Annotated in this window: 25 protein-coding genes, 1 pseudogene and 1 riboswitch; of the genes and pseudogenes, 18 read left to right on the forward strand and 8 right to left on the reverse strand. The window is 74.4% G+C overall.

Translation table 11 applies throughout. From position 1 onward, the window contains the following. Positions 1-222: 222 nt before the first annotated feature. The 7 genes and pseudogenes from ACGF5C_RS17795 to ACGF5C_RS17825 all read left to right on the forward strand — a co-directional run bounded on the left by ACGF5C_RS17795 (position 223) and on the right by ACGF5C_RS17825 (position 3602). Positions 223-978, forward strand: a complete 756-nt coding sequence (locus ACGF5C_RS17795; RefSeq protein ID WP_393302893.1) for a GvpL/GvpF family gas vesicle protein — start codon at positions 223-225, stop codon at positions 976-978. A gap of 2 nt (positions 979-980) precedes the next feature. Next, the gene (locus ACGF5C_RS17800) at positions 981-1391 is read left to right on the forward strand and encodes a gas vesicle protein GvpG (protein ID WP_393302895.1); all 411 of its coding nucleotides are present in this window, start codon (positions 981-983) and stop codon (positions 1389-1391) included. Further along, the gene (locus tag ACGF5C_RS17805) at positions 1351-1698 is read left to right on the forward strand and encodes a gas vesicle protein (protein WP_393302897.1); all 348 of its coding nucleotides are present in this window, start codon (positions 1351-1353) and stop codon (positions 1696-1698) included. The genes ACGF5C_RS17800 and ACGF5C_RS17805 overlap by 41 nt, the downstream gene beginning before the upstream one ends. A gap of 46 nt (positions 1699-1744) precedes the next feature. Next, a pseudogene (gene gvpJ / locus ACGF5C_RS17810) lies at positions 1745-1897 on the forward strand (gas vesicle protein GvpJ); the annotation flags it as partial. A gap of 154 nt (positions 1898-2051) precedes the next feature. Continuing rightward, the gene (locus tag ACGF5C_RS17815) at positions 2052-2912 is read left to right on the forward strand and encodes a GvpL/GvpF family gas vesicle protein (RefSeq protein WP_393302899.1); all 861 of its coding nucleotides are present in this window, start codon (positions 2052-2054) and stop codon (positions 2910-2912) included. Positions 2913-2955: 43 nt separating this feature from the next. Then, a complete protein-coding gene (locus ACGF5C_RS17820) occupies positions 2956-3210 on the forward strand; it encodes a gas vesicle protein (protein WP_393264619.1) in 255 nt (84 codons plus the stop codon). Next, positions 3207-3602 (forward strand): gas vesicle protein K, encoded by a 396-nt coding sequence (locus ACGF5C_RS17825; RefSeq protein ID WP_393302901.1) that lies wholly within the window; start codon positions 3207-3209, stop codon positions 3600-3602. The genes ACGF5C_RS17820 and ACGF5C_RS17825 overlap by 4 nt, the downstream gene beginning before the upstream one ends. 66 nt (positions 3603-3668) lie before the next feature. On the opposite strand, the gene ACGF5C_RS17830 is transcribed toward ACGF5C_RS17825, so the two are convergent. Further along, positions 3669-3914 (reverse strand): flavin reductase, encoded by a 246-nt coding sequence (locus tag ACGF5C_RS17830; protein WP_393302903.1) that lies wholly within the window; start codon positions 3912-3914, stop codon positions 3669-3671. Then, on the reverse strand, positions 3911-4141 hold the full coding sequence (locus ACGF5C_RS17835) for a hypothetical protein (RefSeq protein ID WP_393302905.1): 231 nt from the start codon (positions 4139-4141) through the stop codon (positions 3911-3913). Before ACGF5C_RS17835 ends, ACGF5C_RS17830 begins: the two co-directional genes overlap by 4 nt. Positions 4142-4559: 418 nt before the next feature. On the opposite strand from ACGF5C_RS17835, the gene ACGF5C_RS17840 reads away from it, so the two are divergent. Next, positions 4560-5357, forward strand: coding sequence for a helix-turn-helix domain-containing protein (locus ACGF5C_RS17840; RefSeq protein WP_393303126.1), 798 nt, complete (start codon positions 4560-4562; stop codon positions 5355-5357). After that, positions 5348-5539, forward strand: a complete 192-nt coding sequence (locus ACGF5C_RS17845; RefSeq protein ID WP_393302907.1) for a DUF397 domain-containing protein — start codon at positions 5348-5350, stop codon at positions 5537-5539. Before ACGF5C_RS17840 ends, ACGF5C_RS17845 begins: the two co-directional genes overlap by 10 nt. A gap of 121 nt (positions 5540-5660) precedes the next feature. On the opposite strand, the gene ACGF5C_RS17850 is transcribed toward ACGF5C_RS17845, so the two are convergent. Further along, complete coding sequence (locus ACGF5C_RS17850; RefSeq protein ID WP_393302909.1) at positions 5661-8054, reverse strand: AAA family ATPase; 2394 nt, start codon at positions 8052-8054, stop codon at positions 5661-5663. Positions 8055-8141: 87 nt separating this feature from the next. After that, entirely contained in the window at positions 8142-8693 is a 552-nt protein-coding gene (locus ACGF5C_RS17855; protein ID WP_393303128.1) for a hypothetical protein, read from the reverse strand. 405 nt (positions 8694-9098) lie between these two features. On the opposite strand from ACGF5C_RS17855, the gene ACGF5C_RS17860 reads away from it, so the two are divergent. After that, on the forward strand, positions 9099-11963 hold the full coding sequence (locus ACGF5C_RS17860; RefSeq protein ID WP_393302911.1) for an alpha/beta fold hydrolase: 2865 nt from the start codon (positions 9099-9101) through the stop codon (positions 11961-11963). Then, positions 11960-12835 (forward strand): ABC transporter permease, encoded by an 876-nt coding sequence (locus ACGF5C_RS17865; protein WP_393302913.1) that lies wholly within the window; start codon positions 11960-11962, stop codon positions 12833-12835. The genes ACGF5C_RS17860 and ACGF5C_RS17865 overlap by 4 nt, the downstream gene beginning before the upstream one ends. A gap of 12 nt (positions 12836-12847) precedes the next feature. Here ACGF5C_RS17865 and ACGF5C_RS17870 read toward each other — a convergent pair whose 3' ends face one another. Then, positions 12848-13408, reverse strand: a complete 561-nt coding sequence (locus ACGF5C_RS17870) for a DUF4232 domain-containing protein (protein WP_393302915.1) — start codon at positions 13406-13408, stop codon at positions 12848-12850. A gap of 519 nt (positions 13409-13927) precedes the next feature. Here ACGF5C_RS17870 and ACGF5C_RS17875 point away from each other — a divergent pair. Next, positions 13928-14851: a hypothetical protein gene (locus tag ACGF5C_RS17875; protein ID WP_393302917.1), complete on the forward strand. Its 924-nt coding sequence runs from the start codon at positions 13928-13930 to the stop codon at positions 14849-14851. 15 nt (positions 14852-14866) lie between these two features. On the opposite strand, the gene ACGF5C_RS17880 is transcribed toward ACGF5C_RS17875, so the two are convergent. After that, on the reverse strand, positions 14867-15199 hold the full coding sequence (locus ACGF5C_RS17880) for a hypothetical protein (protein WP_393302918.1): 333 nt from the start codon (positions 15197-15199) through the stop codon (positions 14867-14869). A gap of 178 nt (positions 15200-15377) precedes the next feature. Then, a riboswitch (SAM riboswitch) is annotated at positions 15378-15513 on the forward strand. 10 nt (positions 15514-15523) lie between these two features. Here ACGF5C_RS17880 and thrC point away from each other — a divergent pair. Then, complete coding sequence (gene thrC, locus ACGF5C_RS17885) at positions 15524-16810, forward strand: threonine synthase (protein ID WP_393302920.1); 1287 nt, start codon at positions 15524-15526, stop codon at positions 16808-16810. A 27-nt stretch (positions 16811-16837) separates the two neighbouring features. On the opposite strand, the gene ACGF5C_RS17890 is transcribed toward thrC, so the two are convergent. Then, positions 16838-17827: a LysR family transcriptional regulator gene (locus ACGF5C_RS17890; protein WP_393302921.1), complete on the reverse strand. Its 990-nt coding sequence runs from the start codon at positions 17825-17827 to the stop codon at positions 16838-16840. Positions 17828-18056: 229 nt separating this feature from the next. On the opposite strand from ACGF5C_RS17890, the gene ACGF5C_RS17895 reads away from it, so the two are divergent. The 3 genes from ACGF5C_RS17895 (at position 18057) to paaN (ending at position 21606) form a co-directional block, all read left to right on the forward strand. Further along, positions 18057-18569, forward strand: coding sequence for a hypothetical protein (locus tag ACGF5C_RS17895; RefSeq protein ID WP_393302923.1), 513 nt, complete (start codon positions 18057-18059; stop codon positions 18567-18569). A gap of 291 nt (positions 18570-18860) precedes the next feature. Beyond that, complete coding sequence (locus tag ACGF5C_RS17900) at positions 18861-19880, forward strand: GNAT family N-acetyltransferase (protein ID WP_393302925.1); 1020 nt, start codon at positions 18861-18863, stop codon at positions 19878-19880. 52 nt (positions 19881-19932) lie between these two features. Next, on the forward strand, positions 19933-21606 hold the full coding sequence (gene paaN / locus ACGF5C_RS17905) for a phenylacetic acid degradation protein PaaN (RefSeq protein ID WP_393302927.1): 1674 nt from the start codon (positions 19933-19935) through the stop codon (positions 21604-21606). A gap of 47 nt (positions 21607-21653) precedes the next feature. Here the strand turns inward: paaN and ACGF5C_RS17910 are convergent, their stop codons facing one another. Then, the gene (locus tag ACGF5C_RS17910) at positions 21654-22199 is read right to left on the reverse strand and encodes a GNAT family N-acetyltransferase (RefSeq protein ID WP_393302928.1); all 546 of its coding nucleotides are present in this window, start codon (positions 22197-22199) and stop codon (positions 21654-21656) included. Between the two features lie 208 nt (positions 22200-22407). Here ACGF5C_RS17910 and ACGF5C_RS17915 point away from each other — a divergent pair, with 208 nt between their 5' ends. Further along, positions 22408-22611: a cold-shock protein gene (locus ACGF5C_RS17915; protein WP_013288855.1), complete on the forward strand. Its 204-nt coding sequence runs from the start codon at positions 22408-22410 to the stop codon at positions 22609-22611. An 87-nt stretch (positions 22612-22698) separates the two neighbouring features. After that, a complete protein-coding gene (locus ACGF5C_RS17920; RefSeq protein ID WP_393302930.1) occupies positions 22699-23889 on the forward strand; it encodes a hypothetical protein in 1191 nt (396 codons plus the stop codon). Positions 23890-24053 lie beyond the last annotated feature (164 nt).

Below are 24053 nucleotides of genomic sequence, written 5' to 3' on the forward strand. Positions count from 1 at the left end.
TCACGCCGAAGGGGCAGAAAGGGCTGCCCGACCTGGTCGAGGGTGCCTCCGGGGCGGTCGGCGCCCGCAAGGCGGCGTCCGGGATCGGCAAGACCGTCGGTGCGATCGGCGGTGCGGTCCGGGACGCCGTCGGCGAACTCGGCTCCGACGACCGCGACCGCGACCGCGACCGCGACCGGGACCGGGACCGCGACCGGCGCCGCCGGGACGAGGAGCGCTGAGATGGCCGAGGAGACCGGACTGTTCATCTACGGCATCGTGCCCTCCGACGTGGAGCCGACCCCGGACGCCGCCGGGATCGGCGACCCGCCCGGGGAGGTGGCCGCGATCCGGCACGGCGAGCTGGCCGCGCTGGTCAGCGAGGTGAGCCTGACCGAGCCGATCGGCCGGCCGGCGGACCTGACCGCGTACCAGGAACTCGTGGACGGCACGGCGGCCGTGGCCCCGGTGCTGCCGGTGCGTTTCGGCACGGTCGTCACCGGCCCCGACGCGGTGGCCGACCTGCTGGGGGCGCACCACGAACGGTTCGCCGCGGCCCTCGACGAGTTCGAGGGGCGGATCCAGTACGTCGTGCACGGCCGCTACCACGAGCCGGAGCTGATCGGGGAGATCCTGGCGGAGAACCCGGCCGCGGCCGAGCTGGCCGACCAGGTGCGCGGGCAGCCGGAGGCGGCCACCCGGCCGCAGCGGATCCGGCTCGGCGAGAGCATCAGCCAGGCGGTGGAGCTGCGCCGCGAGGCGGAGAACCGGCAGCTCGTCGACGCTCTCGGCCTGCTCGTCGTGGCGAGCGCGCTGCGACCGCCGAGCGACGAGTGGGACGCGGCGAACGCCGCCTTCCTGGTCGAGCGGGACCGGGAGGACGAGTTCGTCGCGGCCGTCGAGGAGTACGCCGAGCAGCGCCGGGAGCTGCTCCGCACGCGCCTGCTCGGCCCGCTCGCCCCGTACGACTTCGTCAGCGCCCACCAGTTGGTGGAGTGACCGTGGACATTCTCTGGACGCTGCTGACCCTGCCGTACACGCCGGTGCGGGGGCTGACCGCCGTGGTCAAGGTGATCGCCCGGGAGGCGGAGTCGCGGCAGCGCAACCCGGTCGACGTCCGGCGCGAGCTGGAGGCGCTGGACGCGGCGGAGGCCGCCGGGGAGATCACCGCCGTGGAGCGGGACCGGGGGCAGCAGCAGGTGCTGGAGCGGCTGACCGGCGGCGCCCGCCGGCCCGCTCCGCCCCGGGGCCGCCGGGGCCGTGACCCGGGCCGGGCCGTCGCCCGGCGGCGGGTCGGCGAGCCCCGCCGGGAGGCCGGCGCGGAACGGGCGCGGCGGGTGCCGCGCGACGGCGGCGAGGGAGGTGAGCGGCATGGCGGACCGGATCCGCGGCGACGGCGGCCGGGCGCGTAGGAACGAGCCGGACGACGACCGGTACGACGACGAGGAGGAGTACCTCGAACCGATCTCGGCCGCCGAGGCCGCCCGCGAGGGGATGCGGCAGATCGTCGAGCTGACCGGCCGGGACCCGGTGGGGGCCACCTCGCTGGAGTCGGTGCGGGACGGCTGGCTGGTCGGGGTGGAGGTGATCGAGGATCGCCGGATCCCCGCCTCCACCGACCTGCTCGGCCTCTACGAGGTGGAGCTGGACCTGGAGGGCGGCCTGCTCGGCTACCGGCGGGTGCGGCGCTACCAGCGCGGGAAGGGCGAGGTGGGCTGAGATGACCATGCAACCGCCACCGGTGGTGCAGAACTCCGGCCAGGTCCTGCCGGCCGGGCACGAGCCGGCCAACCTCGGCGACATCCTGGAACGGGTGCTCGACCGGGGCATCGTGATCGCCGGCGACATCCGGGTCAGCCTGCTCGACATCGAGCTGCTGACGCTCAAGCTGCGGCTGGTCATCGCCTCCGTCGACACGGCACGGCAGATCGGCATCGACTGGTGGGAGCACGACCCGTGGCTCAGCTCTCGGGCGAGGCCGCCGGTCGAGCCCGGCCCGCGGGACCCGGAGCAGGTGGAGGCGGAGCGTCGCCCCCGGGTCGCCCGGCGGGCCGCCCGGAGGGAGGAGTGGGATGAGATCGACGGCTGACCTCGCGTCCACCGGCCCGGCCGCGTACCTGGACGCCGGGGTGTGGCTGCACGGCGTGACGCGGGAGGCGGACCGGGCCATGCTCGCCGCGACCGCCGGGATGGACGGCGCGCCGGTACGCGCCGTGCCGGCCGCCGGGCTGGTCGCCGTGGTCAGCACCGCGCCGCTGACCGAGTACGGCGAGGAGGCGCTGCGCCGCAACCTGGAGAACCTGGCCTGGCTGGAGCGCGCGGCCCGGGCGCACCACGCGGTGGTGGCCGCGCTGTCCCGGGCCGGCGCGGTGGTGCCCGCCCGGCTGGCCACCGTGCACCACGACGACGCCCGGGTGGCGGGCCAGCTCGCCGCCCGCCGGACCGAGCTGACCGCCCTGCTCGACCGGCTCGCCGGCCGGGACGAGTGGGGCGTCAAGGGCTACGTCGTGCCCGGCGCCACGCCCCGGGCGGCGGAGCCCGGGGGGTCGGGCGGGGCCGGGGCGGCGTACCTGCGGCGGCGCCGGGCCCAGCTCACCGCCCGGGAGGAGGGGCAGCGGATCGCCGCCGATGCCGCCGCCGCCGTGCACGCGGCCCTCGCCGGGCACGCGGTGGCCGCCCGGCGGCACCCGCCACAGGACCGCCGGCTCTCCGGCGCGCCCACCGCCATGGTGCTCAACGGGGCGTACCTGGTCGGGCAGGAGACGCTCGCCGCCTTCAGCCGGCTGGTCGACACGCTCGCCGCGCGGCACCCGGAGATCCGGTTGGAGCTGACCGGCCCGTGGCCGCCGTACTCCTTCGCGGAGGAGCGACCGCCCGAGTCGGCGCTCACCGTGCGGGAGCCGGCGCTCACCGTGCGGGAGCCGGCGTGTTGACCGCCCGCCGAGCCGGCGCGCCGACCGCCCGGGGGCCGGCGTGGTGACCACCTCGCTCGCGCCGAGCAGCGCCGACGACCCGCTGGCCTACCGGCCGGTGGCGCTGGTGGACCTGCTGGACCGGGTCCTCGCCACCGGCGTGGTGATCAGCGGCGACATCACCATCGCCATCGCCGACGTCGACCTGGTCCGGATCTCCCTGCGCGCCCTGGTCGCCTCCGTCGGCGCGCTCGCCCCGCCCGAGCTGCGGGACGCCGCCGTGGCCGAGGCCGCCTCGTCACCGGGGGCACCGGCATGACCGCCCCGGACGGCGGCGGCATCACCGCCCCAGGTGCCGGGACCCGCCGGGACGAGGCCGCCGAACTGGCCGCCGCGCTGGGCGACACCCGGTGGCAGCCGCCCCGGGTGACCCCGCTGGACCGCCGGCTCGCGGTCGACCGGGACTCCGTCGAACGGGGGCTGGCCAGCCTCGTGCTCACCGTGATCGAGCTGCTGCGGCAGCTCATGGAGCGGCAGGCGCTGCGCCGCGTCGACCTCGGCGACCTCACCGAGGAGCAGGTCGAGCGGATCGGCACGACGCTGATGGCGCTGGAGGAGCAGATGACGGGCCTGCGCGAGTACTTCGGCCTGGCCCCCGAGGACCTCAACCTCGACCTGGGCCCGCTCGGCCCCCTGCTGCCCACCGACTGACACAGCCCGCCCCGGGGCTCCCACGGGGAAGGAGGCGGACGCCGGGGCGGACGGTCGGGAGGCCGGTTACCGGGGGCGGGCCCAGCCGGTGAAGCGCTCGGCCAGCCTGTCCGATGGCGTACCGCTGTCCAGACCGGCGAGCTGTCCCGCGGCCTCGGCCTGCAAGGTCGCCAGGTAGACCAGCAGGGCCGTGCGATCCTGCCGGTACTCGGCGAGGAGGCGCAGCTTCGCGGGTGAGCAGGGCCAGGCGATGCCGCAGGCGGTGCACCGCCAGGTGGGGCGGGACGGAAGGTGTTCGGGGCGGCGGGTCACAGTGACCGCTCCACGGGCTGGACACGGTCGACGCGGACGAAGGCGTACCGCTCTCGGACGGCGAGCGATCCGTCCTCGCGTACCTCGCGGCCCTTCAGCTCGGCCCATGTCGCGCCCTCGAACTCTCCGCGGCTGACGACCTCGGAGATGTGCAGCGTCAGCGGGCCGGTGCCGAAGCGATAGGAGTCCTCGGGGACTCGGATGACGTGACCGACGACCAGGCTCACCACTGGCCCCCGTTCGCGCGCCACTGCCGGGCGCGGGTCAGGTTCCCGGCGCGACCGGGGTCGTTGGTCGGGAAGACCGTGGTCGGAGCCGTCGCCCAGTTCGGACGTTCGTTGGGTGGAACCCGACGCGGAAGAGGGGACGACGTCGGCGCGGGCTTGCAGCGCCAGAACCGGATTAGCACGACGAGGGCCTCCTTGATCTGTTGGAGGGGGCCGCCCCGCCCTCCCGTCGAAGCGGCCCCACGACTGGCACGACCGCCGGGCCTCGGGTCGCCTCCACCGGCCGCGCCGTCTGTCCTTCCACCCTGGACGCCGGGCCCCTACGCTCGGAATAGCCACCGCTCGATTGCGGAGCGCAGCGGCCCAGGTCAGGGCGGGCGGGGAACGGTGTGGAAAGTCGTGGAAGGGCGTGGAAACCGTGGGAATCTCGCCGTCTGAGTACCTGCTTCGCGAGCTACGGCGACGCCGCACATCCGCCGGGCTGACACAAGCCCAGCTAGGCGAGCGGGTCTTCTGTTCGGACTCCCAAGTGAGTGCGATCGAGACCGGAGTGAAGCCGCCGACGCTGGCCTACCTGACGGCCGTCGATGGGGCACTGGGCACGGACGATTACTTCGCAACGCTCTGGAACGAGCTGGTGAAGGGTGATGCCGCGCCGATCTGGCTGCGTGAGTGGATCGAGATAGAGCGCGAAGCGACGGCGCTCCGCTGGTACGAACACGCCTTCGTGCCTGGTCTACTTCAGACCGAGGGCTACGCCCGTGCGACCTTCCGTGCGGCGCGCGTGCCCACATCGGAGCTTGACCAGCGCGTCGCGGCACGGATGGAACGGCAAGCCGTTCTCGCTCGCGACCCGGGCCCGCAGCTCTTCGTGGTCCTAGACGAGATGGTCGTCCGGCGCGCGTGTGGTGATGCGCGCGTGATGGCCGAACAGCTCGAACACCTGGTGACGTGCGCTGAGCAACCACATATCCAGTTGCACATCGTTCCGACGTCCTCTGGCATGTACTCGGGCCTGGCCGGCGCGTTCATTCTCGCCGATCTGCCGGACGGATCACGTGCGGGATACGTGGACAATCAGCTAGCGGCGCAGATCGTAGAGCAGCCGGCGGGGATTGCTAGCCTGGGACTGTCGTGGGACGCGGTCCGAGGCGGCGCTCTTCCGCTCGGCTTGACCCTCGACATACTCAAGGAAGCGGCAAAGACATGGACATGACGGGTGCTCATTGGCGGAAGTCGTCCCGCTCCTCCACCAACGGCGGGGCCTGCGTTGAGGTTGCCGACAACCTTCCCGGCGTCGTGGGCGTCCGGGACTCGAAGGATCCGACCGGTCCGGCCCTCGCCTTCCCGCTGACTGCCTGGCGGGCCTTCGTTGCCCAGGTTGCCGAGCGGGTCTGACCGACCGCAGACGCGCGAGCGCCCGTCCCTACCCGGGGCGGGCGTTCTCTTCTTGGACGTGCGATAGGGCGTTCGAGTATCCGGATTGCGCACCGAGACGGCTGACCGAACCGTCCGTCGGTCAGCTACCGCGCTTCTCCGCGTACGCCGCGAGCCAGGCGACCTGGGTCGGGTCCAGGGACGGGCGGACCCGGGAGCGGGCCGTCGCCACGTGCGCGGCGGTGACCGTGGAGGCGGTCAGCGACTCCCGCATGGCCGCCAGCGCCGCCTCCCGCACCAGCGCGGCGCAGTCCGCCGCCGAGAAGCCGTCCAGCTCCGCGCCCAGCGCCGCCAGGTCCACCTCCGGCGCCAGCGGCACGTTCCGCGACGCGGCGCGCAGGATCTCCGCCCGCGCCGGCCCGTCCGGCGGCGGCACGTAGACCAGCCGTTCCAGCCGACCGGGGCGCAGCAGCGCCGGGTCCACCAGGTCGGGCCGGTTCGTCGCGCCGACCACCACCACGTTGCGCAGCGCCTCCACCCCGTCCAGCTCGGTGAGCAGCGCGGCGACCACGCGGTCTGTCGTACCGCCGTCGCTGGCCTGGCCGCGCACCGGCGCGAGCGCATCCACCTCGTCGAGGAAGACCAGCGTGGGCGCGGCCTCGCGGGCCCGGCGGAACAGCTCGCGGACGGCGCGCTCGCTCTCGCCCACCCACTTTGACAGCAGCTCCGCGCCCTTGACCGAGAGCACGTTCGCCCGGCCCGACCCGGCCAGCGCGGTGACCAGGTAGGTCTTGCCGCAGCCCGGGGGGCCGTAGAGGAGCACCCCGCGTGGCGGCTGCACGCCGAGCCGGGCGAAGGTGTCCGGGTAGGTCAGCGGCCAGAGCACCGACTCGGTCAGCGTCTCCTTGACCTCCGTTAGGTCGCCCACGTCGTCGAGGGTCACCGAGGCCAGCTCCAGGGTGGACGCCGCCATGGTGGTCGGCCGGACCACCTCCAGGGCGGCGGTGAAGTCGGCCATCGCGACCGTCGGCGTCTCGGCCGACTTCTGCCGCAGCGCGGCGCGCACCCCGGCCTCGCGCACCAGCGCGGCCAGGTCGGCGGCGACGAAGCCGGGGGTACGCCCGGCGACCTCGTCGAGCCGCACGTCCTCGGCGAGCGGGACCTGCCGGGTCAGCACGGTCAACTGGTCCCGGCGCAGCGCCGGGTCCGGCAGCGGGACGCCGATCCGCAGCGAGAGCAGGTCCGGGGCGCGCAGCGCCGGGTCGACGGCCTCGGGCCGGCCGGTGGTGCAGACCACCGCCGCGCCGGCCCGGACGGTCTCGGCGACCACCTGGCGGAACACGGTGGCGACCGGTCCCGGCCCGTCGGCCGGGGCGAGCGCCTCCACGTCGGTGACCAGCAGCACCGCCGGCCCGCCGGCCTGCGTCTCGGCCGCTGCCGCGCGCAGCCGGTCGGCGGCGGCCTGGTTGGTCAGTGCGGCCAGCTCGGGCGCCCAGAGCGGGCAGACCCGGGCCCCGACCCGGGCGGCCACGGCGCGCACCAGCGCCGCCTTGCCGGAGCCGGCCGGCCCGGCGACCAGTACGCCCAGCGAGACGGTGGTGCCCAGCCGGCCGAGCACCTCGCGGTGGTGGAAGCCGAGGTCGAGCAGCTCGGTCAGCTCCTCGGCCTGGGATCGCAGCCCGGGCAGCTCGTCCACCGAGGGCGCGGCCTCCTCGTCCGCCTTCGTGGCGCCGTCGCCCGCGCCGGCCCGGCTCGTGACGTCCGCGGTCGCCGGTTCACGCCGGGCGGCAGGGCCGCCGGTGCCCAGGTCGGCCGCGCCGACGTGCGCCGGCCCGCCCCCCGGGGCGCTGCCGGGTCCGGCGGCCCGGCCGGGGCCTGCCGCGCCGGCGGCCTGACCGGACCCGCCCGCCGCGCCGGCGGCCCGGGCGACCGGCGAGCCCGCCGCGCCGGTGGAGCCGTGGGTCGCCGGGCCGTGTTCCCAGCCGACGACGGTGTCCATGGTGACCAGGGAGCCGGTGCCGGGCTCGGCGGCGACCACCGTGAGCAGGGTGCTGGTCCAGGCGTAGCCGACGCTGTTGGAGAGGCTGCGTCGGGCGGCCTCCACCAGGCTGCGTACCGAGGCGTCGGGCAGGACGTCCTGCGGCAGCAGCGACACGTCGTCCCCGGTCGTCACCACCTTGCCGAGCAGGGCCAACCGGAGCATCTCGGGGGAGACCACGGCGGCGACCGGCGCCGGCCCGGCGAGGGCCACGCGGCGGGCCGCGGTGACCGGGAGGGGACTCACCGTCACCTGGCCGCCGTCGCGGACGCCGAGGTTGCCCAGCATCAGGTCGTCGGCGTGGAGCAGGGCGGTGCTCGCGGTCGGGTCGGCAGCGACGATCCCGGCGGTGACCCGCCGGCCGGCCAGGCGCACCGGGTCGCCTGGGCGCAGCGCCAGCGCGGTGAGCACCTCCGGATGCAGCCGGACGATGCCCCGTCGGGCGTCCAGCGCGGCCGGCCGCAGGCTCGCGGTCAGGGTCAGGTCGGGTTCCGCCACCGCCCGACCCTAGCTCCCGATGTCATCCGGCACCCGTCGCGCTCCGAGGCAGGCAGCCCTGCGCCGCGCTCCCGCACGACGCGCTGTCTACCCGCCCGAACCGTCGTCGAGCAGGGACGGGTCGCCGCGGAGCAGTTCGGTCAGCCGCGCCGCCGGGTCGGCGCTCAGCCCCTTCCGGCCGGGCGTCCAGGCCGGCGGCGTCCCGCCCGACGCCGGCCCCGCCGGCGGCGGCCCGGCCGGCGTCTCCGCGCCGACCGTCACGCCCGTGCCGGTCCAGGCGATCCGCAGCGGGTACGCCTTCCGGTCGTGCTCGACCCGAATGGTGACAGCCATGCCGGGGTGGCCCATCACCACCCGGCGGACGGCGTCGGCGACCTCCGCCACCGGGTCGCGGGGCTCGCCGGCCCGTCGGGCGTCGCCCCAGCCGGGCCCGGCGTTGCGGGCCTCGCCCCGACCGTCGGCGAGCTGCTCCGAGTGCGACGTGCGGACCTGGGCGCGGGCCCGGGCCACCCCGTCCGGCGCTGCCGGCGGTGCGGCGGCCTCCCCGTCCGCCGCCCCGCCCTGGTCGGCGGCCCGCCGGCGCAGCGCCTCCTCGCGCCGGGCCAACCGGGCCAGTGTCTCGTCCAGTCCACCTCTCATCACGACCGCCCCCTTCACGTGAACGGGTCGACCCCCCGGCCAACCCAGGTCTTCCTCGCCGGGTGGCCCGGTCGGGTATCGACCGTGGAGTCCCGTGCACCGGACCGGAAATTAACCGAACAGCGACGGGTGATCCGGTCGTCGAACGGTCAGCTTTCCGTCATGAGGCGCCAGGTGACCGTTCGTCCCGCCACCGGCCACGCTGGGTGCCGTTCGGGAGCGTGGCATGGATGGATCGGAGGGGATTTCTCGCCGAAAATCGGAATTCACGTGATACGAATTCGTCTCCCTGGGAGGGTCTGCATCCGCGGCGGCCGCACCGGTCCGGCCGCCGATCGGACCAACCGGACGCCCGTACGGAGGATCTCAGCCAACGCTCAGGGTTCGGGCCGTACCGTGTGCCGCATGAGATCGCCGTCGTCGGCCGCGTGGATCCGGCGTGCCCTGCCCACCCGCCGGCGCGCGGTCGCCGCGGCGGCGGCCGTCGTGCTGCTCGCCGCCGCCGTGACCTGGGCGGTGGTCCCGCAGGGGCCGGACGTCCGCGCCGAGCCGGCGATGCTGACCGTCCGTTCCGGACCGGCCGGCGACCAGCCCGTCGACCTGGACACCACGCTCTACCTGCCGGAGGGCGCCTCGGCGGCGAGCCGGGTGCCGGCGGTGCTGCTGGCGCACGGCTTCGGCGGCACCAAGGAGTCCGTCCGCGCCGATGCGGAGGAGTTCGCCGGGCGCGGCTACGCGGTGCTCACCTGGACGGCGCGCGGCTTCGGCCGCAGCGGCGGGCAGATCCACCTGGACCACCCGGACTACGAGGTCCGGGACGCCCAGCGCCTGCTGGACTGGCTCGCCGCCCGCCCCGAGATCCGCACCGACGCGGCGGGCGACCCGAAGGTCGGCGTGGTCGGCGGCTCGTACGGCGGCGGCCTGGCGCTCCTGCTCGCGGCACAGGACCAGCGCGTCGACGCGATCGTCCCGATGATCACCTGGCACGACCTGTCCCGCTCCTTCCTGCCCGAGAGCACCGGCAAGCAGCCCACCGAGGGCGTCTTCAAGTCCGGCTGGGCCGGCCTCTTCTTCGGTGGCGGCGGCAACGCCGGCTCCGGGCCGGCCGGGCTCTCCGGGGCCGGCGCCGCGCAGCCCGAGGGGGCGCCCGCCTCCGCCGGCCCGCCCAGCCCGGGGCCGGGCGCCGGCCCGGGAACCGGTCCGGGGCGGGCGCCGGCCGGGGCCGCCGACCCGTCGTGCGGCCGGTTCGCCGCCGACATCTGCTCCGCGTACCTGCGGATCGCCACCAGCGGCCGGGCCGACCAGGCCGCCGTGGACCTGCTGCGCCGCTCCAGCCCGGCCGGCGTGCTCGACCGGATCAAGGCGCCGACCCTGCTGGTGCAGGGCGCGGCGGACACCCTCTTCCCGCTCGGCGAGGCGGACGCCAACGCGCGCGGCATCGCCGCCGCCGGCACCCCCGTGCGGGTGGCCTGGTTCACCGGCGGGCACGACGGCGGCGAGGGCCCGAAGACCGACTCCGACCGGGTGAGGTTCCTGACCGTCCAGTGGCTCGACCACTACGTCAAGGGCGAGAGCGAGGCCCCGGGGGACGACTTCACCTGGTCCCGCATCGCCGGCTTCGACGCCCTCGACCGGGGTCTGGTGGCCACCGGCTACCGCACCGCCGACTACCCGGGCGTCGCCGGCACGGCCCGCCGCGACGTCCCGGTGGCCGGCCCGGCCCAGCCGGTCGCCAATCCGCCGGCCGGCAACCCCGCCGCCATCTCCTCGGTGCCCTTCGCCGGCGAGTTGTCGTCGCTGCTCGGCGGCGTCGCCGGGGACATCCCCGGCCAGCACGCCCGGTTCGAGTCGGAGCCGCTGGCCGAGGCGGTGGACGTGGTGGGCGCGCCGACCGTGGACATCCGGGCGGCGTCGCCGACCGGCGAGGCGGTGCTCTTCGTCAAGCTCTACGACGTCGACCCCAACGGCGCGGCCACCCTGCCCAACGGCCTGGTCGCCCCGGTCCGGCTCACCGGCCTGCCGCGCGAGATCGAGGCGGCGCAGCCGGTCACCGTCACGCTGCCGGCGATCGTCCGTCGCGTCGAGGCGGGACATCGGCTGCGCGTCGTGGTGGCGACCTCCGACCAGGCGTACGCCACCCCGGTCGAGCCCACCGTCCACACCGTCGCGGCAGGGGGCGCGGTCGGCCTGCCGACCGTCGCCGGCGAGCCGATCCCCACCGCCGCCACGGTGTGGCGGTGGGTGCTGGTCGGGCTGGTCGCCGCGATCGTGGTCGGGCTCGTCGCGGTCGTGACCGTGGCCCGCCGCCGGCACCGCCGCCAGGACAGCTCCGTCCACCCGGCGTACGCGGGCGTCCCGCTCGCCGTGCGGCAGCTCCGCAAGGAGTACGCGGACGGCTTCGTCGCCGTCTCCAACGTGGACTTCGAGGTGCACCCCGGCCAGGTCGTCGGCCTGCTCGGCCCCAACGGCGCCGGCAAGACCACCACGCTGCGGGTGCTGATGGGGCTGACCCAGCCCACGGCCGGCGAGATCTACGTCTTCGGGCACCGGCTGGTACCCGGCTCGCCGGTGCTGTCCCGGATCGGCGCGCTGGTCGAGGGGCCGGGCTTCCTGCCGCACCTGTCCGGCCTGGAGAACCTGAGGGCGTACTGGCGGGCCACCGGGCGGCCGGCCGAGGACGCGCACTTCGACGAGGCCCTGGAGATCGCCGGCCTGGGTGACTCCGTGCACCGCAGGATCAAGAACTACAGCCACGGCATGAAGCAGCGCCTCGCCATCGCGCAGGCCATGCTGGGCCTGCCCGAGCTGCTGGTGCTGGACGAGCCGACCGACGGGCTCGACCCGCCGCAGATCGCGGAGATGCGCCGGGTGCTCCAGCGCTACGCCACCGACGGCCGGGCGGTGCTGGTCTCCAGCCACCTGCTGGCCGAGGTGGAGCAGACCTGCACGCACGCGGTGGTGGTGAACAAGGGCCGGATCGTCGCCTCCGGGCCGGTCGAGGAGATCGTCGGCGAGTCGCCGAGCGTGCTCTTCGAGGTGACCGACCCGGCCGCCGCCCGGGCGGTGCTGGACGGCCTGCACGGGGTGCGGGTGCTTCCCGACGGCGAGGGCCAGCTCGTGGTGGACACCAACGGGACCGCCCGCAGCGAGGTGGTCGCCGAGCTGGTCCGGGCCGGCATCGGGGTGGACCGGGTGGTGCCGCGGCGCCGCCTGGAGGACGCGTTCCTCGCCCTGGTCGGTGAGAACTCTCGGGGAAGCGGGGACCGATGATGGTGGGGACGTCACCCACGGTGGGCGCGGCGGCGGGTTACCGGCCGTCGGCCACCCTGCCGTTCGGCGCCGAGTTCCGGCGGCAGGCATCCCGGCGGCGTACGCAGCTCGCGCTCGGGTTCATGGTGCTGCTGCCGCTGATCATCCTGATCGCCTTCCAGTTCGACACGGGCGACGACGACGACAACGGGCGCGGGGAGTTCGGCAGCCTGGTCGAGTTCGCCACCTCGGGCGGGCTGAACTTCACCCTGTTCACCATCTTCGTCTCGGCGTCGTTCCTGCTGGTCGTGGTGGTGGCGCTGTTCTTCGGCGACACGGTGGCCAGCGAGGCGAGCTGGGGCAGCCTGCGCTACCTGCTGGCGATACCGGTGCCCCGGGCCCGGCTGCTGACGGTGAAGCTGCTGGTCGCGCTCGTCTACTCGGCGTTGGCGCTGGCGCTGCTCGCCGGCACGGCCCTGCTGATCGGCACCCTGCGCTACGGGTGGGAGCCGCTGCGCAGCACCGTCGCCGCCCAGCTCGAACCGGGCGAGGGGCTGCTGCGGCTGCTGGGCGTGCTCGGCTACCTGGCCGTCGTACTCCTGGTCGTGGCCGGCCTGGCGTTCCTGCTGTCGGTGGTCACGGACGCCGCGCTCGGCGCGGTCGGCGGCGCGGTGCTGCTGTGGATCCTCTCCAGCATCCTCGACCAGATCACCGCGCTCGGCGCGCTGCGCGCGTTCCTGCCGACCCACTTCAGCACCGCCTGGCTGGGGCTGCTGTCGACGCCGGTGCAGACCGACGACGTGGTACGCGGCGCCATCTCGGCGATCAGCTACGCGACGCTGTTCTGGGGTCTCGCCTTCTGGCGCTTCACCCGCAAGGACGTCACCAGCTGACGTTCGGGCGGCTCAGAGCAGCGGCGGCACCGGGCTGCTCGACTCCGGGCCGCCCGGGTCCGAGGTGTCGGGCAGCGGCCGGGTCGGCGTCGGTGCCGGGTCGGTGGCCGTCTTCCAGGCGCTGACTCCGATTCGGCCCGTGTTGCCGAGATCGATCGGTCCGTCCGGGCCGACGAGCTGCGCGGGCCGGCCGGCGGCGGGCGCGACCTCCAGGCGCTCGCCGTCGGTGGCGACGACGCTCGGGTCGGTGACCAGGTTGCGCCAGAGCACGGCGGCGCCGGCCTGCTCGCCGGGGCGCAGGGTCAGCGGCCGGGGCGGGTCGTCGAAGCCCGACGTGATCTCCTTGGCCCCCTCGACCACCCGGACCGGTATCGGATTGCCGTCGCCGTCGAACAGGCGCAGCGCGGGGTAGCCGTTGAGCGGGTAGGGCTTCGTGCCGCAGTTGACCAGTCGCAGGCTGAGCGCGCGCAGACCCATCGCGGCGCTGCTGCCCGGCGACGTGATCCGTACGCCGGATGCCGGGCAGTCGGTCGCGGCCTCGGACGCCGTCGCCGTCGGCGCCCCTGTCGGCATGGCCCTTGGCATGGGCGGCGGGTCGGCCGCCGGGGAGCAGGCACCGAGCAGGACGAGGGCGACGATCGCGACCCCGACCGTCCGTGCCGGACCTGGAACTACACCGGGCGAACGCGGTGCGGGTCGGCGCGCGGGGACTGCCATCGCTTGATCATCGCACCGGTCGGCGCCCGCCGAGCTCGGACACCCGCCCGGCGGAGGCCTGTCGCACCGTAAGGGTGTGGCGCCTGTGAGTGAGAATCGGGTATGGCCACTCCGCCCGCCGTGCCGCAGCCTGAGCCGCCAGCCGAGCCGTCGTCCGTGTCGCCGGCTGAGCCGTCGGCCACGTCCCCGCCCGCACCGCCAGGCGAGCCGTCGTCCGGGTCTCCGCCCGTGTCGCCGGCCGAGCCGTCGTCCACGTCCCCGCCCGCACGGCCACCGGAGCAGTCGGCTGGGCAGTCGCCAAGGCCGGGAGCCTGGGCCGTGCTGGCGGATCAGCGACTGCCCGGGTTTCGCGGGCTTCCGCCGAAGCAGCGTGCGGTGTACGCGACCGCCGCCGCCGTCATCGTCGTGGTCGGCATGCTGTTCGCCTACCAGGCCAACTTTCTCCTGGACCGGTCGACGGCCACCGAGCGGGCCCGCTCGGACAAGCAGGCCCAGAAAGCGGTGGACCGGGAGCAACCCGCGTTCGTGTCCACCGTCACTCCCCTCGACTACGACCGGGACCTGCCCGAGGCCTTCACCGTGCTGCTCGACCGGCCGCTGACCGAAGGCGAACAGGCCACCCTCACCGCCCTGAACGGCGACGCGTCAGAGGTGTGGGAGTTCATGAAGCCGCTCGGCGGCCGGGTGGTCGAGCACGCGTCCTATGTGGCGCCGCTCGAGGACGGCAACGAGAACCGCGGCGATGCCCAGACGTTCGACCTGAACCTGAACAGCGATCGCGCCGCCGGACTCACGATCAACAACATGACCGCCGTCAAGGACTCGTGCCGCGTACCCACGGCGAAGACCGTCGTCACCGTTCCCCCGGCGGGTGCGGAGTCCCGGCAGGGCCTGCTGTGGGACCTGACCGGTGGGCCGACGGACAAGCCGCACGGCCCGTACGTCCTGGACGAGGGCGAGCCGCAGGAGGGTCAGCTGTACTTCCGCCGCAACGTCGTCGAGCTGGGCAACGGCCAGTCGAACATGGCCTTCCGTATCCAGCCGGAGGTGTCCACCCACACCTGCGAGTGGCACATCGTCGCCTCCTACACCGACACGACCGGTTCCCACGAGCAGCGCATCCCGAGCGGCACCGGCACGCTCACCACCGAGGCCATCCCCTCGCAGCCCGTCCAGTACTTCGAGCGCGTCCCGACCTCGGGGTGGGGCTGCCTGGGCGAGGTGAGTCAGCAGGGTTGCCCGGCCACCGGATCCGTACGGCTACCGAGGCCACCGGCCCACCGACCGGTCCCAGGCTGAGCTGGCGCATGCTCGTCACGGCCGGAGCCCGCGCCGGCAGATCGGCCGGCGCGGGCCTGGGCTCGGTACGACCACCGGCGGGACCAGCGGGAACGGGGCCTGCGCTTGCGGGTGGGGGAGTCGGGGGAGTCCGGCGCGGTGCCGGAGTCGGCGGTGTCCCCGTCGTCGGCAACCCGGGCGTCGGTGGGTCGCCCGGGCGGCGCCGACGTCGTCCCGCTTCGCGCCGGTGCCGGCGGGCCGGTCGGCGGACCGGTCCCGCTTCTTCCGGTTGCCCGTGGAGCAGGCGGTGGTCACCGCCAGCAGGCAGGCCATGGAGAGCGCCACCACCGGGACGAGCTTGCGACGCATTCGCCCGTTCCTTTCCGTCGATGTGCCTGCACCGTAACGGGAGCGCGTCAGGGGCACACCATCGCTTCATGGGAGCGTCGCCCCTGCGGCTCGGCGGCGACTGCGGGATCGCTCACATCGTGGGACCTGCCGTCGATCCGGGCGGCGTCGGTGCTTAAACTCGCAGGCACAACTGCATACCTCATCCAGAGGGGCTGAGGGATACGGCCCGACGACGCCCCGGCAACCACCCCGCGCGCTCACCGCAGAGCGACCGGCGGGGCAGGTGCCAATTCCGTCCCCGCCGCAGAGTGCGATGCGGGGAAAGATGAGAGGACCCTCGACATGACGTCGACGTTCGCCGTCCCCGGCATCGACACCACCGCCAGCCCCGCCCGCGCCCTGGTCTGCCGCGCCTGTTCGGCCCGCTACCCGCTCGCCGCCCAGCACGCCTGCTACGAGTGTTTCGGCCCGCTCGAGGTCGACTACGACGCCGCCGCGCTGGCGACGGTCACCCGGGAGCAGATCGAGGCCGGCCCGCAGAACATCTGGCGGTACGCCGCGCTGCTGCCCGCCGGCCAGGACCCGGCGACCAGGGTCACCCTCGACCCGGGCTTCACCCCGCTGGTCGCCGCCCCGCACCTCGCGGCCGAGCTGGGCATCACCGCCCCGCTCTGGGTCAAGGACGACAGCGGCAACCCGACCCACTCGTTCAAGGACCGGGTGGTCTCGGTCGCGTTGACCGCCGCCCGGGCGCTCGGCTTCAGCCGCTACGCCTGCGCCTCCACCGGCAACCTGGCCAACTCGGTCGCCGCGCACGCCGCCCGGGCCGGGGCGCCGTCGGTGGTCTTCATCCCCGGCGACCTGGAGCAGGGCAAGGTCGTCACGACCGCCGTCTACGGTGGTGAGCTGGTCGCCGTCGACGGCTCGTACGACGACGTGAACCGGCTCTGCGGCGAGCTGGTGGAGACGGACGAGTTCGAGGACACCGCGTTCGTCAACGTCAACGTCCGCCCCTACTACGCCGAGGGGTCGAAGACGCTCGGCTACGAGGTCGCCGAGCAGCTCGGCTGGCGGATCCCGGCCCAGGTGGTCATCCCGATGGCCTCCGGGGAGCTGCTCACCAAGATCGACAAGGCGTTCGCCGAGCTGGTCGAGATCGGGCTGGTCGAGGCGCCGGCCGGCGGGTGGAAGGTCTTCGGCGCCCAGTCGGCCGGCTGCAACCCGATCGCCGCCGCCCTGCACGCCGAGACCGACACGATCACCCCGGTCAAGCCGACGGGCATCGCCAAGTCGCTGAACATCGGCGACCCGGCCGCCGGCCTCTACGCGTTGGAGGCGGTGCGCCGCACCGGGGGCTGGATGGAGTACGTCGACGACGACGAGATCCGCGCCGGCATCCGGCTGCTGGCCCGCACCACCGGCGTGTTCGCCGAGACCGCCGGCGGGGTGACGGTGGCGGTGCTGCGCAAGCTGGTCGAGTCCGGCCGGCTCGACCCGACCGCGGAGACCGTCGTCTTCAACACCGGCGAGGGGCTCAAGACCCTCGACGCGATCGCCGCCCAGGCCGGTCCCACCCACCGCATCAGGCCCTCGCTGCGCGCCGCCCGCGACGCCGGCCTCCTCGGCTGAGGTCCGAGGCCGGCGACCGCTCGCGGCTCAGCCGCCGGCCCGGCCCGCCCCGGCACCGGTCGCGCGCCTCGCCCCGACGCCGGCCACCCGGTCCGGCCTGTCACCGGCCGGCGTGGCCACGCCGTGCAGGCGGCGCGCGACCGTCGCCGCGACCTGACGGAAGGCGAGCACGGCTGCCCGGCGGTCGTGCCGCCGGGCAGCCGCGACGAAGGGCACCGGGGCGACCTCGGACAGCTCCACGAAGCGCAGCTCCGCGAGGGGCGAGAGCCCGCGTGCCGTGCGGGGACCAACGGCCACCACCGACGGGTCCTGGAGGATCACGTACGCCATCTCCGCCGGCGAGGTGACCGTCACCCCGCGCTGCTGCGGCGGGCAGCCGTCGCGGTAGTCGTTGAGCAGCCAGTAGTCGCGGATCGTTGGCACGTCCTCGATCCGGGGCATGGCCAGCGTGAGCACGTCCGCCAGCGACACCGCCGCCCCGGCGTCGGCCAGGGGATGCCGGGCGCTCAGCGCGAGGACGCGGGGCTCGGCGAACAGCACCGTCCAGTCGTGCCGTTCGGGGTCCAGCGGCAGCCGGGTGAGCGCCACGTCGATCTGGTCCTCCAGCAGGGCGGTGTACAGCCCGCCCACGGTCAGTTCGCGCAGGACCAGCCGTACCTCGGGGGCGGCCCGCTGCCAGGCGGGCAGGATCGACGCGATGAGGTCGCCCGCCCCGCCGGTGCTGAAGCCGACGCGTAGCGTGCCGTCGCCGGTGCCGATGGTGTCCCGGGCCGCCCGTACGCCGTCGGCGACCTCGACGACGGCCCGCTGGGCCGGTTCGAGCAGCGCGGTTCCGGCTTCGGTGAGCCGGACGCCCGCCGGCTCCCGGTGGAACAGCGGCGCGCGCACCGACCGCTCCAGGGCGCGGATCTGCTGGCTCAGCGTCGGCTGACTGACGTGCAGCAGCGCGGCGGCGCGGGTGAAGGACCGCTCCTCGGCGACGGCGAGGAAGTACCGGAGTTGACGTAGCTCCACCATGACGATCCCCCTTGCCCGACCCCTCGGGCATCGACGATCAGAAGATCTACCAGCCCTCATAGGTCCGTCCTATGGCCCATCGTTGTCGCGTCTTGGACAGCCCTCCCGACCCGGCCGAAGAATCTGCAGGTGGCGGCACCCGGAACCTCCCGGGGTCCACCGCCGCCTGTCACATAGGCGACGAATTGCGATCGGCCGCGACCATCCGGCCGGCACGAAAGGGGTTCCCATGAACGCAGCACCGGCCCGCGTCACCCGGGCGGCCGTGACCGCCTTCACCATGCTGGCCGCCTCCCTCGGTGTGGTGGCCCTCGGCGCCACGCCGGCGGCGGCCGGGACGCAGGACAAGTACACCGTCAGCAAGTCGTCGAGCAGCTTCGACGGCGGCTGCGTGGCGGAGTCGACCGTGAGCTACTGGCCCGGCAGCGACACCGCGACGTTCACCACCACGGTCCGCAACCCGTACCTGTTCGCGGCGTGCCGGGTGAACACCCGGCTGTTCGTGCAGGGCACCTCGACCCAGTGGAACAGCGCCGTGCACTACACGATGGCGTGTGCGATCACCGACACGACGTGCTCGTCCACCCAGACCACGACCGGCACCTACTCCTCCGCCACGCCGAGCCTGACGGCGTACGTGGACAGCGTCAACGACGCGCTGGAGGCGATGGGCATGCCGCGGTCGTTCACCCGCAAGCAGGCGGTCGAGTCGATCTCGATCGAGTTCAGCAAGGCGGGCTGACGCGGCGACCGGGCGGGACGGGGGAGGGGCGACTCACCCGGACGGGGGATCGGGTCGATCCGCCGGGTAACTGGCTTTTCGCTGTGAGTGCGGAAAACGCGCCGACAAGGACTTGACGGCAGGAACCGGGCGGCGCAAGATGCTTCGTGCGGGAGGGCGACTCGCCCGAGACTTTGAGTTCTTGCGACCCAACGCCGGAGGCGTTGTGCGAGCGTCCCTCCCGACCAACGTCCGATCGGGCCAGCGGTTAAATCGCTGGCCCGATCGTCGTTTCCGGGCCACCCTCGGGGCATGCGCATCACGATCGCGCCGATCGACGCCGCCGACCAGGTCGCGATCGATGCGGCCTACCGGATCGGCGCGGCGGCCAACGACGTCGACCTGCCGGACTTCCCGCCGTTCTGCCGGCGGCGCTTCGAGGCCGCGGTCCGGCACCCGATGCCCGGCAACACCCCGCTCTGGGCGCTGGCCCGGCTCGACGGCGTGCCGGCCGGCTACCTCGCGCTGGACCTGCCGCAGCTCGACAACACCGAGAACGCCACCGCCGACCTGATCGTGCACCCGGCCCACCGACGCCGCGGGGTGGGCCGGGCGCTGCACGAGCACGCCGTACGGCTGCTGCGCGAGCGGGGCCGCAAGCGGGTGCTGGGGATGGCGGTCACCGCGCTGCCCGGCGGCCCGCCCCGGTCCGAGGCCAGCGCCGCCTTCGCCGCGTCGACCGGCGCCCAGCCGGCGCTGGCCGAGATCCGCAGCCGGCTCGACACCACCCGGCTCGACCACGACGGGCTGGACGCGGCGCTGGCCGACGCCCGCACCCGGGCAGACGGCTACCGCGTCCTCCGCTGGCAGGGGCGCACCCCCGACGAGTACGTCGCCGACATCGCCTACCTCGACGGCCGGCTGATGGCCGACGCGCCCCTCGGCGACGTGGAGTGGGAGCCCGAGCGGATCGACGTCGAACGGGTCCGTGGCATCGAGCGGGCGCTGGAGGCGCGGGGGCGGCGGCGCTACCACACGGCGGTGCGCGACGAGGCGTCCGGCCGGGTGGCCGCCTGGACGCTGCTCGACGTGGGTCCCTCCGCCGACTGGCACGCGTTCCAGCAGATCACCATCGTCGACCCCGCTCACCGGGGGCACCGTCTCGGTCTGCTCGTCAAGATCGAGAACCTGCGGCACCTGCTCGCCCACGAGCCGGCGGTGCGCGCGATCGACACCTTCAACGCGGCCGAGAACAGCTACATGATCACGATCAACGAGCAGCTCGGCTTCCGCCGGGTCGACGGCTGGACCGACTGGCAGCTCACGATCTGAGTTGTGACACGGCCCTACTGATCCTGGGGCTTCCTGTTGCATGATGGCGGGCATGACGGAGACCCCGCACCCCCTGTACGACAGGCACGCCGACACCCTGACCCGTGCGCTGACCGCGATCACGGAGCGCGGGTACTGGTCCGCCTACCCCGAGTCGCCCAGCCCACGGGTCTACGGCGAGACCGCCGCCGCCGACGGCAAGGCCGCCTTCGAGGCGTACCTCGGCGGCGACTTCCCCCTCGACCAGCCGGGCACCGGCGACCGGGTCGCCACCGAGACCAGCCCGTTCGGCGTCGAGCTGGGCGTCCGCTACCCGCACGCCGGGGCCGACGAGCTGGTCGCCGCCGCCTCCGCCGCCCTGCCGAGCTGGCGCGACGCCGGCCCGCAGACCCGGGTGGGCGTCTGCCTGGAGATCCTCGACCGGCTGCACAAGCACATCTTCGAGCTGGCCAACGCGGTGCAGTTCACCAGCGGCCAGGCGTTCGTGATGGCCTTCCAGGCCGGCGGCGCGCACGCGCTGGACCGCGCGCTGGAGGCGGTCGCCTACGCGTACGCGGAGATGACCCGGCACCCGGGGACGGCGGGCTGGGAGAAGGCCGCCGGCAAGGGCGACCCGCTGCGGATGACCAAGACCTTCCACGTGGTGCCCCGGGGCGTGGCGCTGGTGATCGGCTGCAACACCTTCCCGACCTGGAACTCCTACCCGGGGCTGTTCGCCTCGCTGGTAACCGGCAACCCGGTGGTGGTCAAGCCGCACCCGCGCGCGGTGCTGCCGCTCGCCATCACCGTCAGGTACGCCCGGGAGGTGCTCGCCGAGGCCGGCTTCGACCCGAACCTGGTGCTGCTCGCCCCCGAGGCCCCCGGCGAGAAGCTCGCCTCCACGCTGGCCCTGCACCCGGCCGTGAAGATCGTCGACTTCACGGGTTCCACCGAGTACGGCGACTGGCTGGAGGCCAACGCCCGGCAGGCGGCGGTCTACACCGAGAAGGCCGGCCTGAACACGGTGGTGGTCGACTCCACCGACGACTTCGCCGGGATGTGCCGCAACCTCGGCTTCACGCTGACCCTCTACAGCGGCCAGATGTGCACCACATCGCAGAACGTCCTCATCCCCGCCGAGGGGATCGCCACCGACCAGGGACACAAGAGCTTCGACGAGGTGGCCGGCGGGATCGCCGCCGCGATCGGCAAGCTCACCGCCGACCCGGCGCGCGGGGTGGAGCTCACCGGCGCGATCGTCAACGACGGGGTGCTGGAGCGCCTCGACGAGGTCACCAAGGTCGGCGAGACGGTGCTGGAGTCGCGTACGGTCGAGCACCCGGCCTTCCCCGGCGCGGTGGTCCGCACCCCGACGCTGGTCAAGCTGGCGGCCGGCGACACGGCGACCTACTCGAAGGAGTGGTTCGGGCCGATCTCGTTCGCCATCGCGACCGACTCGACGGCGCACAGCCTGGAGATCCTGCGGTCGACGGTCGGCGAGAAGGGCGCGCTCACCGCGGCGGTCTACTCCACCGACGAGGCGGTCCTCGACGCGGCCGAGGCGGCGGCGATCGAGGTCGGGGTGCACCTGTCCTGCAACCTGACCGGCGGGGTCTTCGTGAACCAGTCGGCGGCCTTCTCCGACTTCCACGGCAGCGGCGCGAACGCGGCGGCCAACTCCGCGCTCACCGACGGCGCCTACGTGGCCAACCGGTTCCGCATCGTGCAGTCCCGTCGGCACGCCTGAGTTGCGGTGGGGTTTCCGGGGCAGCCCGCCCCGGAAACCCTCCCGGGTCAGGCGAAGCGGCGCATCTGGAGTTCGGTGAGCGCCGGCACGGTGGGGTGCGGCACGCGTACGCCGGTGTCGACGAAGCCCAGCCGCCGGTAGGCGCGGTAGGCCCGGTCGTTGCCGACCACCACCTCCAGCATCAGCTCGGGCCGGCCGCACTCGCGGGACCAGGCGGCCACCGCCTCGACCAGCTCGCCGAGCAGGCCGGTGCCGCGCCAGGACGGGGTGACGTAGACGGCGTAGACGACGGTCAGCCCGGGCTCCTCCGGGGTCACCGTGCCCCCGGCGTGCCCGACCAGCCGGCCGCCCGGGTCCGCGACGAACTGCGCGGTGTCCGCGCCGGCCGACACGTACGCGATCCGGGCCGCGTAGTCGGCGTGCGGCCGGGCCGCCGCGGTGGCGAGGGTCTCCAGGAAGGCCAGCGGCGCGTCGGCGAGCATCTCCAGCCGCAGCGCCCGCATCCGGGCGGCGTCCCGGGGCCGGACCCGCCGGATCTCCGCGTGCCGGGTGCCCGCCGGCCCACGCCCAGGCCCGTCCGGCGTCCTCGTCATGCCGCATGCCTACCACAGCGACGGATGACGATGCCTCTCGATCGGAATATGCCCGATTTGGGGTCGTGCGCCGTCGTCACGCCTCGTGTAGCGTGCGATTTCGGTCACCGATTTCAGCGGCCTCCCCGACCGCCGGTTCGGTGGTCCTCCGGTGCCGGTCCGCCGGCCTCCGGGTTGTGGAACGCCGTGCAGAGTGAGGAAGTGGACCGTGGCACAGGGCACCGTGAAGTGGTTCAACGCCGAAAAGGGCTACGGCTTCATCGCCGTCGACGGCGGGCAGGACGTCTTCGTCCACTTCTCCGCGATCGAGATGGACGGCTACAAGGCGCTGGACGACGGCCAACGGGTGGAGTTCGAGATCGCCCAGGGCCAGAAGGGGCCCCAGGCCGAGCGCGTACGCGTCATCGCCTGACCCCCCCGCCCGCCGGGGCGGGGCTGCGGTGCGGGTGCCCGGGCAGGAAAGATCGTGAGCCGTTCCAGCCGTCGCTGAGGAGGGTTCATGTCCGACCAGCCGCCCCAGGCCACGCCGCCGGAAGATCCCGGCCCCGCCGCGGCCGGCGATCCGACCGCGCCGCCGCCTGGCACGACCACGCCCGCACCCTCCGGGGAGCCGGCGGTCACGCCCCCGCCCGCGACCGCGGCCGACGGCGAGCCGGGCGTCGTGCCCCCGCCGGGCGCGCAGCAACCGCAGGGGTGGGTCTTGCCGCCCACCGGCGGGTACCCGGTGGGCTCCGGCCCGTACGGCGGGCAGCCGTGGTACCCGGGCGCGCCGGTCGTGTACCCGGGGCAGCCGGTCGCGTACCCGGGGCAGCCGGTCCACGGGTGGTACCCGCCCGGCCACGGCCTCGACCCGGCCGACCCGCTGGTCACCCCGCCCGGCGGCGGCGTGAGCGGCTGGTTCGACCGGTGCGTCGGCGTGGTGCGCCGGGGTTGGAAGCCGCTGCTGCCGATCCTGCTGCTCACCCAGGTGCTGCCGGCCGTGCTGCTGTCGGTGCTCGCGCTGGTGGTCGACCCGTCGGCCCGGTGGGACGAGTCGATGGCCGACGACCCGGCCGCGCTGCCCGACACCTTCCTGGCCGACCTGGGCACCATGATGGCCGTGCTGATCGGCGGCGCCCTGCTCTTCGGCCTGGTGCAGAGCCTCGGCTGGGCCGCCGGCACCTGGGTGGTCGCGCGGCAGGCGGCCGGCCAGCCGGTGACCGTCGGCGCCGCGTTGGGCTACGGCCTGCGCCGGGCGCCGGGCCTCTGGGGCTGGACCCTGCTGATGAGCGTGATCATCGGGATCGGGGTGTGCTTCTGCGTCATTCCCGGCATCTACTTCGCCTTCGCGCTGAGCATGGCCGGCCCGGTCTACCTCTTCGAGCGGCAGCACCCGATCGGCCGCTCGTACCGGATGTTCCACGACCGGCTGGGCCTGCTGCTCGGCCGGGTGGCGCTCGTCGCGGCGGCGGTGATCGTCGGGGGCGGGGCGGCCGGCCTGGTGGAGGGCATCGGCTCGCTGCCGTTCGGCGTCACCCCGCTGGAGTCGCCGGGCACGGCGGTGGGCGCGATCGCGGTGGCGGTGCTCGGCGGCGTGCTGGGCCTGCCCATCCACCTCGCCCAACTGGTCGGCCTGGTCGTCACGTACGCCGAGCAGCGCGCCCACGAGGGGCCGGTGGACAGCGCGCGGCTGGCCGGTGAACTCGGCTGAGCGGGGCGGGCGTGCTTGCACTCGGCAGGGGAGAGTGCTAAACAAGTCATTGGCACTCGCATACCGTGAGTGCCAATGGTCGGGGCGGTAGGGCCACGGCCGCACGGGCGTCCACACGTCGGTGCGGCACATGGCCGGTCGTCGCGGGCTATCCGGCCCGGCCG

The sequence above is a fragment of the Micromonospora sp. NPDC047620 genome (assembly GCF_043205005.1).
Taxonomy (GTDB): Bacteria; Actinomycetota; Actinomycetes; order Mycobacteriales; family Micromonosporaceae; genus Micromonospora.

Excerpts from the sequence above, each read along its gene's own strand:
- ACGF5C_RS17870 (WP_393302915.1), bottom strand. The coding sequence starts at position 13,408 with ATGCCGACAGGGGCGCCGACGGCGACGGCGTCCGAGGCCGCGACCGAC.
- ACGF5C_RS17880 (WP_393302918.1), bottom strand. The coding sequence starts at position 15,199 with ATGCGTCGCAAGCTCGTCCCGGTGGTGGCGCTCTCCATGGCCTGCCTG.
- ACGF5C_RS17910 (WP_393302928.1), bottom strand. The coding sequence starts at position 22,199 with ATGACGAGGACGCCGGACGGGCCTGGGCGTGGGCCGGCGGGCACCCGG.
- ACGF5C_RS17815 (WP_393302899.1), top strand. The coding sequence starts at position 2,052 with ATGAGATCGACGGCTGACCTCGCGTCCACCGGCCCGGCCGCGTACCTG.
- ACGF5C_RS17825 (WP_393302901.1), top strand. The coding sequence starts at position 3,207 with ATGACCGCCCCGGACGGCGGCGGCATCACCGCCCCAGGTGCCGGGACC.
- ACGF5C_RS17845 (WP_393302907.1), top strand. The coding sequence starts at position 5,348 with ATGGACATGACGGGTGCTCATTGGCGGAAGTCGTCCCGCTCCTCCACC.
- ACGF5C_RS17920 (WP_393302930.1), top strand. The coding sequence starts at position 22,699 with ATGTCCGACCAGCCGCCCCAGGCCACGCCGCCGGAAGATCCCGGCCCC.
- ACGF5C_RS17855 (WP_393303128.1), bottom strand. The coding sequence starts at position 8,693 with ATGAGAGGTGGACTGGACGAGACACTGGCCCGGTTGGCCCGGCGCGAG.
- ACGF5C_RS17900 (WP_393302925.1), top strand. The coding sequence starts at position 18,861 with ATGCGCATCACGATCGCGCCGATCGACGCCGCCGACCAGGTCGCGATC.
- ACGF5C_RS17860 (WP_393302911.1), top strand. The coding sequence starts at position 9,099 with ATGAGATCGCCGTCGTCGGCCGCGTGGATCCGGCGTGCCCTGCCCACC.
- ACGF5C_RS17795 (WP_393302893.1), top strand. The coding sequence starts at position 223 with ATGGCCGAGGAGACCGGACTGTTCATCTACGGCATCGTGCCCTCCGAC.
- ACGF5C_RS17805 (WP_393302897.1), top strand. The coding sequence starts at position 1,351 with ATGGCGGACCGGATCCGCGGCGACGGCGGCCGGGCGCGTAGGAACGAG.
- thrC (WP_393302920.1), top strand. The coding sequence starts at position 15,524 with ATGACGTCGACGTTCGCCGTCCCCGGCATCGACACCACCGCCAGCCCC.
- ACGF5C_RS17865 (WP_393302913.1), top strand. The coding sequence starts at position 11,960 with ATGATGGTGGGGACGTCACCCACGGTGGGCGCGGCGGCGGGTTACCGG.
- ACGF5C_RS17895 (WP_393302923.1), top strand. The coding sequence starts at position 18,057 with ATGAACGCAGCACCGGCCCGCGTCACCCGGGCGGCCGTGACCGCCTTC.
- paaN (WP_393302927.1), top strand. The coding sequence starts at position 19,933 with ATGACGGAGACCCCGCACCCCCTGTACGACAGGCACGCCGACACCCTG.
- ACGF5C_RS17890 (WP_393302921.1), bottom strand. The coding sequence starts at position 17,827 with ATGGTGGAGCTACGTCAACTCCGGTACTTCCTCGCCGTCGCCGAGGAG.